We start from the raw sequence: 11,965 nt of genomic DNA, 5'->3' as shown, positions 1-11,965 counted from the left end.
AAATCAATATACTTGTACCCCCTACCCCTATATGATACAGTGTAGACATCAACCACCAACAGAAAGAGGTGTTCCTATGCAACACGATCATCCACTCGTCCCCCGCTCTTCTGAAGAGCAGGACGCATTGACTAAACGTTTGAAGCGTATCGAAGGGCAAGTCCGTGGTATCGCCAACATGGTCGCTGAAGATCGGTATTGTATCGATATTTTGACACAGACGGCATCGATTCAAGCCGCTCTTCGTCAAGTCGAACTGCAAGTCATCGAACGTCATGTGAAGATGTGTATGCATGATGCAGCTACCGGACAGAAAGACACAGATCTTTATGTCGACGAACTGATGTCCGTCATCGCCCGACTCAAAAAGTAAGGAGGTATACGTATGTCAAAAACAATCGAATTGAACATCGAAGGCATGACATGCGCCGCCTGTTCAGCCCGAATCGAAAAAGTCCTGAACCGGATGGACGGTGTCGATGCGACGGTCAACTTACCACTCGAGACGGCGCGGATTGCAGTCCCCGACGAACTCGATGAACAAGCAATCATTGATAAAATCAAGAAGGTCGGTTACGGCGCGACCATTAAGTCGGCCCCTCATGAAACAGTGCAAGATCGGCGGATGCTCTATCGTTTTTTCATCGCCGCCTTGTTGTCGTTACCACTCTTACTCAGTATGGTGTCGCACATTCCAAATAGTCCGGTCCATCTGACGTTCCTGATGAATCCGTGGCTCCAGTTCGCACTGGCTACACCCGTTCAATTCATTATCGGGGCGCCGTTCTATGTCGGTGCCTATAAGAGTCTCCGGAGCGGTAGTGCCAACATGGATGTCCTCGTCGCACTTGGGACGTCTGCCGCTTACTTTTATTCGGTCGCAGAAATGCTCATCCATCCGGCAATGCCGAACCTTTATTTTGAAACAAGTGCCATCTTAATCACGCTCGTCCTCCTCGGTAAAGTACTCGAAGATCGGGCAAAACAACAAACAACTGGTGCAATCAAAAGTCTCTTGTCCCTGCAGGCAACGGATGCCGTCGTCCTCGACAATGGCACGGAACGAACTGTCGCGATTGATCAGATTCAACCAGGCATGCAGATCGTCGTCAAACCGGGACAGAAAATTCCGATGGACGGGATGATTTTATCCGGTGATGCCTATCTCGATGAATCGATGCTGACCGGTGAACCGCTTCCTGCGCATAAAGGTGCCGATGATACCGTCATTGGTGGAACCTTGAATACGAATGGGAATTTGTTGATTGAAGCAACGAAAGTCGGTCAGGAGACGATGCTTGCGAACATCATCCGCGTCGTTGAACAAGCGCAGACAGAAAAAGCGCCAATCCAACGACAAGCCGACCGGATTTCAGGCATCTTCGTGCCAATCGTCGTCGCCATCGCTCTCATCACACTTGGTGCCTGGTGGTTGACGACTGGATCATTCGCTGAAGCAATTCGTCCTGCAATCGCTGTTCTCGTCATCGCTTGTCCCTGTGCATTAGGACTCGCGACCCCGACATCGATCATGGTCGGAACGGGTAAAGGTGCTGAGCATGGTGTGCTTTTTAAAGGCGGTGCCCAGCTTGAATCGTTACAACATGTCGATGCCGTCGTTTTCGATAAAACAGGTACACTAACCGTCGGACGCCCTGTCGTCGTCGAGACGTTCGGGAACGAACAAGCACTCGACTTCGCAGCAGCCATCGAAAAAAAATCAGAGCATCCGCTCGCTCATGCCATCACGGAAGAACGTGATGTCGTGTTCGATATCGAACAGTTTCAAGTCGATGCCGGTCGTGGTGTCAGCGGGATGATTCTCGGTCGCAACATCCTGGTTGGTTCTGAACGAATGATGCGGGATCAACAGTTCGATGTCCCGGACTGGTCTTCTGCCGACGCGACATTCGTCTATGTCGCCGTCGACGGGCACGTTGAAGCCGGTTATGCGATTCGCGATGAACTGAAGCCGACGACGAAACACGTCATCACTCAAATTCAACAGACAAAAGCAGTCTATCTCTTGACGGGTGACCGAAAAGACGTTGCCCTCAATCTAGCGACGGAACTCGGTATTCCAACAGATCATGTGTTTGCAGATGTCTTACCCATCGAAAAAGCCGATCACATCAAAGCCCTTCAAGATGCGGGACACCGCGTCGCCATGGTTGGTGACGGAATTAACGATGCGCCAGCGCTTGCGACGGCTGACGTCGGAATCGCTCTTGGTAGCGGGACGGATGTCGCCTTAGAAGCAGCTGACGTCACACTGCTTGGACACGATTTACAACAAGTCGCGACGGCGATTCGGTTGAGTGAACAGACGATGAAGAACATTCGCCAAAATCTCTTTTTCGCACTCGCCTATAATACGATCGGAATCCCCGTTGCTTTTCTCGGACTGCTCGCTCCGTGGCTCGCCGGAGCAGCGATGGCATTTAGCTCTGTTTCCGTCGTCACGAATGCGTTACGCTTAAAACGTACCCCACTCACTAAAGGAGGAACTCACTCATGAAAGAAACGACTTTAAACGTCATCGGTATGACATGTAACCACTGTAAAGCAAGTGTCGAATCAGCACTGAACGAACTGGACGGCGTCACAACGGCGACTGTTTCGCTCTCTGACAATTCAGTCACTGTCGTCCATGAGGATGTCACACAAGAACGTCTCGTCGAAACCATCGAAGAAATCGGCTATGACGTCGCGCCCGCTTAATTTTCTCAAGTCAAACTGTTGCTACCGCACAGTTTGGCTTTTTTAATTGCGGAAAAAGGGGAATGGACTAACAAGGAGGGGTTCGTATGGTACCGAAAATCGAATTCGTACAACACTTCGACGACAACAAAGGAAAACGATTTAAAATCGAACTTTGGAATCTCGGAACCTTCACATTTAGTGCCGAATCAGCCAAAGGCCCCGTCACGCGGTTTAGTTCGATTGATATCCAGTTCATTCAATCGTGCGTTAGCCGGATGCGGGCACTTAACGATGCAAAACAAGCCTTCCAAGAAGATCAACCGGTCTAACTTTCTTTCACTTTCTCTTTAAAAATACATGATGTACGATCGAACACGCTTCCGCTCATGATCCCGGATCATGAGCTTTTTTCGTTTAAGGTCAATATTTTTTAACTTCTAGAGAGTTTCCTTCTAAAAAAGATACTGTTTTTTCCTTTAGCAACCGATAAAGAATAAGACTATTACATTCTTAATTTGAAGAAAATCGGAGGCTTACTGTGCGCAACCCATTTAAAACTAAATCATCAAGCTCAACCTATCAGGCAAAAATCGGATTTCCCGATAAAAAATTCATTACAAAAACAAGTGATCCCACTTTAGCAGGACGCCTTGAATATATGGGCTACACTGAAGAACAATTGCAAACGTTAAAAGCGATGGCTCCTGTCGTCAATTCTGTATTAGACGAAGTCCTCGAACAAGTACTTGACCAACTCCTTCTCCACCCGGAAATGGTGCAGATTGCTGAAAATGCTTCGACACGTCAACGCCTGAAAAAAGTATTTGCCGACTATTTCGGTAGCCTCTTGACCGGAAATATGGACGAGAAGTTTCTTGCGATGCGAAAACGCATGGGTAAAACGCATAACCGGAATTTCGTCCCTGTTACGTGGTTCATCGCTTCTTACGCAGCATTCAACACCTTACTGATTCCTAAAGTCGTCGAGCATTTCCAGGAAGATCCGGAGCAACTTGCAACAGCAATCCTCGCGTTGACTCATGCGATGAACTTGGATGCGCAAATCGTTACAAGTCAGTATGTCGACGCACGATTAGAAGAAGTAGGTGCAGCCAATGAAGCACGCACACGACTTCTGCAAGACGTCGTCCGTGTCAGCCAGGAGGTCGCGAGTACGGTCGAACAAACAGAAGGGGCCATTCTCGAAACGAGTCAACGGGCGACACAAATCTTATCCGAGACGGATCAGACCGAGAAAACAAGTCGCAATCTCGTTGGCTTAACATCAGAAAATGAAGCACAGATGGACAAAATGGAACAACAATTCGTCCAATCGACGGGTCAAGTCAATACATCATTAACAAGCATCCAACAGTTAAAAACGACATCTGACGAAATCGTCAAGATGACACAAGGTATCGAAGACATCGCGAACCAAACGAATCTCTTAGCTTTAAACGCCTCAATCGAAGCAGCACGTGCCGGTGAGCATGGGAAAGGATTCTCTGTCGTCGCAATCGAAGTCCGTAACCTCGCTGAAAATGCGAAATTGTTAAGCAGCAGCATTAATACGCTCATCCAAAAAAATAATGTCAACATTACTCAACTCGTCTCACAGATGGAAGACATCACACGTTCGAACTCCGCCTCTCGGACAGAACTGCAACAAGTGAAGAGTGGGATTCACACAGTGAAAAAAGAGATGGAGAATTACTTGGAGATGTTCGGGCGCAATAAGAACGACTTAGGCCAAATCGTTCAGACGATTCAAGGAATCAGTCAAACGACACAAGGTCTCTCGGCTTTGACAACGAACCTCGTCGCAGCATCGGAATCGAACGCGTAAGTTTTTTTGATTTGTTCAGGTTGAGCTTCATCTAAAAAAAGACCAACCCATGACGGATTGGTCTTTTTTTGATTCCGTATTGCTTGTTACTCTTCCACTTGATCGGCGGTTACGACTAACCGTTCATCATACCCTTTTGATTTCGTAAACGTTCCGATACACGAAATCAACGTCAGGCGTTTAGCGACCGTTGCCCCAAAAATCGAACCAACGGGTGCTTCATCTACAGGATAGGAGGTTACGTTTGTCACCACGTAAGATATCGTCTGCCCTGCTTTTGATCGTAACTCGATTCGTTGTCCTTGTTTCATCTTTGCTAAATCGTAAAATACAGCGGGACCTTCCGTGTCATCTAAATGACCTGCGAGGATGACATTTCCGGTTTGGTTCGCCTCCGCGCCGTATCGGTACCAACCCACTTGATCGGTTTTTTTCGGAACATCCATCCGCCCTTGCTTGTCTTTCCCCACGATTTCAACCTTTGCTTGCACGTCAATCGCATCAATCGATAGTGTCGCCGGGATAAAACTAGCCGTTTCACGACTTTCTTGTACGGATTCAGGTATTGCTTGCTCGATTGCAGGTGTCGCTTGCTCGACTGGCTTCGAAGGAGGAACAGATTCTTCTGTTCCTCCACATCCAGCGAGAATGAGAAAGATCAGAAAGAAACTGTTACGCGTTTTGTTTACGGCGAATGACATAACTTGTTCCAACTAGGGCCGCTCCAGCAAGTGCTACAAGTGCCCAAGTCGTTGCCATTGAAGATGTGTCTGCTGATCCACCAAGTCCTGTGTCTGGCATCGCAGCCATTTCACCGCCATCTGGAATCAAGAGCACATCAAACGCGGGTTCTCCTTCAAGAAGACCGATTGCAAGCGCTGTATAGTTTTTACCGCTATCTAATTTAACACCGTCGAGTGCTTTGACAACATCCATCGCGCCCGCTGGTCGTACTTCAAGATCATACGTGCCGGCATCGAGTGTTCCATAGTCTGAGACTTTCGAGAATTCAAGGTCACTGAAGAGTGCGTCTCCACCTTTAGGGGCGACATCAACAGCTGGTGCGTCCGGTGCAAAGTGCGCGACACGAACCATTGATTTTCCATCTTCACCTTGACCATTGTCTTCCATGACAGCGAGTTTAATATCTGCTAATTTACCGATTGCCGCGACTGAGTAAAATTTTCCGGCTTCAATGTTGAGTGTTTGAGAAAGTACAGGATCTTCTGTTGTTCCTGCAGCGAAGACTTCAACTTTATGTTCTCCTGCCGGAAGAGTGAGATAGTCTGTGACAGCTTTGAATTCCGCTCCTGAGACAGCTGTTTCGCCATCGACGGCAATATCAACTGCCGGAGCATCTGGTGAAGCGTGAATTACACGCACCATTGCGTCATCTGCTGCACCTACCGGTAGCACGAATAGTGCAAACAAAAACGCAGCGGTAACGAACGATATGAATTTCTTCATCATTTTTTCCACCTCTCGTGTCATAATGTATTTCGCTTCTCAAGCCAACCTTTCATTCTAGAATAAAATATTTCATTCGCGGTGACATCTTGAATTTAAACTAATTTGCAGTACTTTGTAAATATTCCGATGTGCTGAGAGTAACAGTTGTACGCTATCCCCTTTCGGAGTCTCCAGCATCTCACTACCGTATTCCATTCACCCCACCTTCTTTAACTGAAACTGATAAACTGTACAAATGAAGAAATGTACTGCCCATCCTATGTCTTTTTAGACGCATCATGTTTTTCAGCACCACATGGATCGGTTTATCGATCATATGATTCAAGCGGCAATCTTTCGGGATGTTGTAAAAAAAAAACAGGCAGGCGTCTATATGATGAACTGAACCCTAAATGGTGGACACTTGATAAAAGACCCCATTCGGGGTTTTTTGTGTTCAGAGATATCGATATACTGTATCTATTCAATTTAGACGGGAGGACTATTTATGAACAGACGTACCTTTAATCCAGATCAAATCAGACAACTTGAAGCGAATCCCCACGTAGCCTCGGTATCGGATCGCACCATCCAATACAAGGGAGAATTCAAGATTTACGTCATACGACGAATAAACTCGCAGAACGACTTCAAGGGAATACACATCCGGAAGCCATGATACACTCCGATCAAGGTTTCCATTATACGCATCCTGCTTATCAAGCACGGATTCGTGAGATGGGGATGCTTCAATCCATGTCACGTCGAGGAAACTGCCTGGATAATTCCCCGATGGAATCATTCTTTGGGCACTTGAAAGATTATGTCGATTATCAATTAGCATCTGACCTCGATGAGGTCTGCGCTATGGTCGATGCTTACATTGATTATTACAATAGCGAACGAAGACAATGGAAACTACAAAAGATGACTCCGGTACAATACCGAAGCCATCTCATAGCAGCTTAATACGTTAAGGGTGCTTTTATTAAACTGTCCAAACTCTAGGGCTCAGTTCATATGATTACACTACCCTTTGCTAAGCATTTGTAACGTCCGAATGTAGATTCGAGACGGATTGCGCTCTAAACCATCTACATTCCCGGCTTTCCGTCACGATGTTACCTAAAAAGCGTCACGTTTCGTTGACTCCTACGGGAAAAAGTGCGTTTTTAACGCACTTGCAGAGGCAGGCAAGACCCTGCTCATTGTCCGCTAGGATCCAAGGAGCAGCGGCTTGCGCCTCGCCCGAGGAAAGCAACGAAAAAAGACGCTTTATCTCCCAATAGCACGTTGTCTACAGTCTGAAAAAAGTAGCGTACAAGGACAACCCCTTGTACGCTACTTTTTTACATATCCCGCAATCATTTCAGACAAATTTACTTAATGAAACCAATCATCATTTCACGTAAGACTTTCGCAGCGGCAATCGCTGTCATGTCAGACTGATCATATGCCGGGCAGACTTCAACGAGATCGGCTCCGATGACGTCGACGTCAGCACGTGAAATCATGTGGACGACTTCAAGTAACTCTTTTGTTGTCACGCCGCCGATTTCCTGTGTACCTGTTCCTGGTGCAGCAGACGGATCGAGGACGTCGATATCAATCGTCACATAAACTTTTTTACCGGCAAGCTTCGGCAAAACAGTCTTTAACGGTTCAACGATTTCATACTTGAACAAATTGTAACCGGACGTCTTCGCCCACTCGAATTCTTCTTTCATCCCTGAACGGATGCCGAATGAATAGCAGTTTTCCGGTCCAATCAAGTTGGCGATTTTTTTGAGTGGTGTCGAATGCGAGAGCGGTTCACCTTCATACTCGTCACGTAAATCCGTATGTGCGTCAAAATGTAAGACGACGAAATCATCGTAGTGTTTATCAAAGGCTTTAACGACCGGCCACGTCACGAGGTGTTCGCCCCCCATACCGAGCGGGAACTTACCTGCCGTCAGTAACGAATCGACATACTCTTCAATCATGTCGAGTGACTTTTGGGCATTGCCGAACGGCAACGGAATGTCACCCGCGTCAAACAATTTCGCATCGGCGATATCGCCGTTTAAATACGGACTGTATTCTTCGAGACCAAGTGATACTTCACGAATCCGCGCCGGGCCAAAACGTGATCCCGGGCGGAAACTGACCGTCCAGTCCATCGGCATGCCGTATAACACACCTTTTGCATCTTCGTGAGTCGGTTGACTCGCGATAAAGACTTTACCTGAATATGCTTCATCAAAACGCATTTCTATTCCTCCAGTCATAGAAAGGAGTGTCCCTGAAAACGGAACACTCCTACTTTGAAATTAAATCGTTAAATCTTTGACGAACTTTGGCAACGCGAACGCTGCTGTATGAAGTTCCGGTGTATAGTACTTCGTTTCGATTTCATGGAAACGCTCTGGTGCGACAGCGAGTGGATCATGTTTTTTCGATCCAATCGTAAATGTCCACAGACCGCTCGGGTACGTCGGAACGTTCGCGATGTATAGTTTTGTGATTGGGAAGATTTCTTTGACGTCACGTTGTACATCACGGATCAAGTCTGGTGTAAACCATGGGTTGTCCGATTGTGCGACGAAAATACCGTCTTCTTTTAATGCTTTCGAGATTCCAGAGTAGAATCCTTTTGTGAACAGGTTGACGGCAGGACCGACCGGCTCTGTCGAATCGACCATGATGACATCGTATTCGTTGACCGCTTCCGCGATGTGCATGAATCCGTCACCCACAATGACTTCGACGCGTGCGTCGTCTAAACCACCTGCGATGTTCGGAAGGTATTTCTTCGAGTACTCGATGACCTTGCCATCAATTTCGACGAGAACTGCTTTTTCGACCGATGGGTGTTTTAAGACTTCACGGATGACTCCGCCGTCTCCCCCACCTACGACGAGAACCGATTTCGGGTTCGGGTGTGTGAACAATGGGACGTGTGCGACCATTTCGTGATACACGAACTCATCTCTGTCCGTTGTCATGACCATCCCGTCAAGTAACAACATTGTACCGAACTCGTCCGTCTCAACCATCTCCAGGCGTTGAAACTCCGTTTGTTCGCTCTCATAAACGTGGTTGACACGGAATGTGATACCGTAATCTTCCGTTTGGTGTTCCGTGAACCATAACTTTAATTTTTGTTCCATTTGCGATAGAACCCCTTTCTTTCTCAAGACAAAAGTTGTTCGTATGCGAGTGGCGTTTACGGCGCTTCTTAATCATACAAATGCGAGTATACCGAATTTTGAAAGAAACTTCTATATAATTCGAAAAAAACTATCTGAGTGTTTACTCGACGAAAGTGACGATTTCATCCAAGTCACGGCGTTGTTTCGCACGTTTCGGTTCATCCGCCCGGTAACCGAACGCTACCATGACAGGAACCGTAAATACAGTCCGGTCGAGTAAATCATGGTCGACTAAGATTTTTTCAATCGCCTCTTGATCAAATCCTTCAATCGGACATGAATCGATTCCGATTTGTGCTGCCGTCGACATCATGTTTCCGAGCGCGATATAGGCCTGTTTCGCTGACCAGTCTTCCATCGCTTTTTCATTATTCCCGATTTTAAAGTCTTCTTCGAGGAAAAGACCATACCGCGTCGTCCGCCCTTGTTTTGCCTCGTCTGACAAACCGAGTGCGTCCATCATGTGCGTGACATGCGGACCATCTGGTTGCATTTGCGCACCTGTCCGTGCAAGGAAAATGACATAATGGCTCGCTGTCGGCAATTGTCCTTGGGCACCCCACGAGACGGCACGAAGTTCTTCACGCAATGCTTCATTTTGGATGACGAGCATGTTCCAAGGCTCATAACCAAATGAACTTGGGGAGAGACGCGCGGTTTCTAAAATAAATGCGAAGTCTGCTGGTGTGATCTTTTTCGAAGGATCAAATGCTTTCGTCGCATGACGTGATTGAAAGGCTGCTAAAATAGCTTGTTTTTTCTGTTCGTGACTCATTGTTCGATTCCTCCAGTGATTTTGATCGATTATTTCACAACGATAGCAAATCTGAAATGACCCGTCTGCTATTCTGCTTGATATTAAATGTTACAAATCAATCTTTTCGGGAAATACTAGAGAAACAAAAGAAAAATTAGATTTTTTCATTTTTTTCAAAAATCGCTATGCAAAGCCAGTTCAAACGACTTTACCACCCTTTTTTTCTAGAAATCCCCATCTTTCATTACCCACAGCATTTGCCATCCTTACTATAAGTTTGTTACGGTAGTAACTTGCGTGATAAGGTTTTGTTTTTGAAGTTACGGGTATTACTAATCGTTGTATAGCAATTTTTCAGTATTTACAACATGAAACAAAACAAACATGTAAAATTCGAAAGAAGGTGTTGACCACGATGGAAAATAATCGAAAAAGCAAGATCACGAACGTCTTTATTGTATCCGTCATTTTCTGTGTGCTCTTTACCATATGGGGAATCTTACCTGAATCACTCATTGGTGCCGCAAATCTTGGCAACGTAACAGCAGTCGCACAAAACTTTGTTACAAATGGCTTCGGCTGGCTCTACTTATTCGGTATGAGCGTCTTTTTATTAGTTGCAATCTTCCTCGTCTTCTCGCGTTTCGGTTCTATCCGACTCGGAAAAGACTCTGATCGCCCTGAATATAACCTGATTTCTTGGTTCGCGATGCTCTTTAGCGCCGGTATGGGGATTGGACTTGTCTTCTGGGGTGTTTCAGAGCCATTGACACACTTCCATACACCACCGGTTGCGACGAGTGACCCGACTGAAGCAGCACGTCTTGCGATGCGCTATTCATTCTTCCACTGGGGACTTCACCCATGGGCACTTTATGCAATCGTCGCTTTAGCAATCGCTTACTCGACATTCCGTAAAGGACGTCCTGCAACAATCGGCGATACTGTCGCTTCGCTTATGAAACCGAAATATGAAGCTGCAGGTAAAGGGACAGTTGAAGTTCTCGCGATCGTCGCAACAGCATTCGGTGTTGCCACTTCACTTGGACTTGGCGCCCAGCAAATCTCGGGCGGTTTACATTTCCTCGTTGGAGGTATTCCAAACTCGTTCATGACCCAGCTCCTGATTATCCTTGTTGTTTCAGTCCTTTATATGATTAGTGCTGCTTCTGGTCTCGACAAAGGAATTGTACGCCTCAGCCACGCGAACCTTGTTCTCGCGGCGCTCTTGATGGTCGGCGTCTTGTTCCTCGGACCATTCAGTTTCATCATGGATTTATTCGTTCAAACAACAGGTGCCTATTTACAAAACCTGCCGATCATGAGTTTCCGTGCCTCAGCCTTCAATCCGGACGAACGTTCATGGATTAACGGCTGGACGATCTTCTACTGGGCATGGTGGATTTCTTGGTCACCATTCGTCGGTACGTTCATCGCACGTGTTTCAAAAGGACGGACGATTCGTGAATTCGTTCTCGGTATCTTGCTCGTCCCAACAATTTTCGGACTGCTCTGGTTCTCTGTCTTCGGTGGATCGGCAATCTGGAACGAACTTTTCAACAGCGTAAACTTAATTGATACAGTTAACGATAAAGGTGTCGAAACAGGTATGTTCGCCTTGTTCGAGACATTTGGTACACTTGGTACGATTCTTAGTATCGTAGCTGTCTTCTTGATTACGACATTCTTCATTACGTCAGCTGACTCAGCAACGTACGTACTCGGAATGCTCTCTTCAGGCGGTAGCTTGATGCCAAGCCTTCGAATCAAATTGACATGGGGTGTCATCCAGTCTTCAATCGCAGCTGTTTTACTTTATGCCGGTGGGCTGAGTGCTCTCCAAGCTGCCGCGATTTTAGCCGCCTTCCCGTTCATCTTCGTTGTCGGGATGATGGTCATCGCCTTGTTCATTGATTTGTATAACGAACCTGAAGAAAAGAAAGCATCTGATGATTTAAAGAAAGAAGCATAATCATGTCAGGCACCTCTTCCGCAATGCGGACTGAGGTGCCTTTT

The 11,965-nt window shown here is 46.6% G+C and carries 11 protein-coding genes and 1 pseudogene; 7 read left to right on the top strand and 5 right to left on the bottom strand.

Annotated features, from left to right (window positions below):
- Positions 1–76 precede the first annotated feature (76 nt).
- The 5 genes from A0126_RS01320 (at position 77) to A0126_RS01300 (ending at position 4,549) form a co-directional block, all read left to right on the top strand.
- Entirely contained in the window at positions 77–373 is a 297-nt protein-coding gene (locus A0126_RS01320) for a metal-sensitive transcriptional regulator (RefSeq protein WP_088836108.1), read from the top strand.
- A gap of 12 nt (positions 374–385) precedes the next feature.
- Complete coding sequence (locus A0126_RS01315) at positions 386–2,518, top strand: heavy metal translocating P-type ATPase (protein WP_088836107.1); 2,133 nt, start codon at positions 386–388, stop codon at positions 2,516–2,518.
- Positions 2,515–2,721: a cation transporter gene (locus A0126_RS01310; RefSeq protein WP_088836106.1), complete on the top strand. Its 207-nt coding sequence runs from the start codon at positions 2,515–2,517 to the stop codon at positions 2,719–2,721. The genes A0126_RS01315 and A0126_RS01310 overlap by 4 nt, the downstream gene beginning before the upstream one ends.
- Before the next feature lie 86 nt (positions 2,722–2,807).
- Positions 2,808–3,032, top strand: coding sequence for a hypothetical protein (locus A0126_RS01305; protein ID WP_029332396.1), 225 nt, complete (start codon positions 2,808–2,810; stop codon positions 3,030–3,032).
- Positions 3,033–3,241: 209 nt separating this feature from the next.
- The gene (locus A0126_RS01300) at positions 3,242–4,549 is read left to right on the top strand and encodes a globin-coupled sensor protein (protein ID WP_088836105.1); all 1,308 of its coding nucleotides are present in this window, start codon (positions 3,242–3,244) and stop codon (positions 4,547–4,549) included.
- 86 nt (positions 4,550–4,635) lie between these two features.
- Here A0126_RS01300 and A0126_RS01295 read toward each other — a convergent pair whose 3' ends face one another.
- Both A0126_RS01295 and A0126_RS01290 read right to left on the bottom strand, forming a co-directional pair.
- Positions 4,636–5,262, bottom strand: coding sequence for a class F sortase (locus A0126_RS01295; protein WP_239456797.1), 627 nt, complete (start codon positions 5,260–5,262; stop codon positions 4,636–4,638).
- Positions 5,222–6,016: a DUF4397 domain-containing protein gene (locus tag A0126_RS01290; protein ID WP_088836104.1), complete on the bottom strand. Its 795-nt coding sequence runs from the start codon at positions 6,014–6,016 to the stop codon at positions 5,222–5,224. The genes A0126_RS01295 and A0126_RS01290 overlap by 41 nt, the downstream gene beginning before the upstream one ends.
- Before the next feature lie 585 nt (positions 6,017–6,601).
- Here A0126_RS01290 and A0126_RS01285 point away from each other — a divergent pair.
- Positions 6,602–6,967, top strand: a pseudogene (locus A0126_RS01285) (IS3 family transposase); the annotation flags it as partial.
- 410 nt (positions 6,968–7,377) lie between these two features.
- Here A0126_RS01285 and speB read toward each other — a convergent pair.
- The 3 genes from speB to A0126_RS01270 all read right to left on the bottom strand — a co-directional run bounded on the left by speB (position 7,378) and on the right by A0126_RS01270 (position 9,967).
- A complete protein-coding gene (speB, locus tag A0126_RS01280; RefSeq protein WP_204251415.1) occupies positions 7,378–8,250 on the bottom strand; it encodes an agmatinase in 873 nt (290 codons plus the stop codon).
- 60 nt (positions 8,251–8,310) lie between these two features.
- A complete protein-coding gene (gene speE / locus A0126_RS01275) occupies positions 8,311–9,150 on the bottom strand; it encodes a polyamine aminopropyltransferase (protein ID WP_014969274.1) in 840 nt (279 codons plus the stop codon).
- A 142-nt stretch (positions 9,151–9,292) separates the two neighbouring features.
- On the bottom strand, positions 9,293–9,967 hold the full coding sequence (locus tag A0126_RS01270; protein ID WP_088836102.1) for an NAD(P)H-dependent oxidoreductase: 675 nt from the start codon (positions 9,965–9,967) through the stop codon (positions 9,293–9,295).
- Positions 9,968–10,364: 397 nt separating this feature from the next.
- Between A0126_RS01270 and A0126_RS01265 the strand changes: the two genes are divergently transcribed.
- Positions 10,365–11,921, top strand: a complete 1,557-nt coding sequence (locus A0126_RS01265; RefSeq protein WP_088836101.1) for a BCCT family transporter — start codon at positions 10,365–10,367, stop codon at positions 11,919–11,921.
- Positions 11,922–11,965 lie beyond the last annotated feature (44 nt).

The organism is Exiguobacterium sp. N4-1P, from assembly GCF_002214325.1.
Note: the sequence above shows the minus strand (reverse complement) of the source record. Positions and strands in the feature narration are given on the sequence as shown.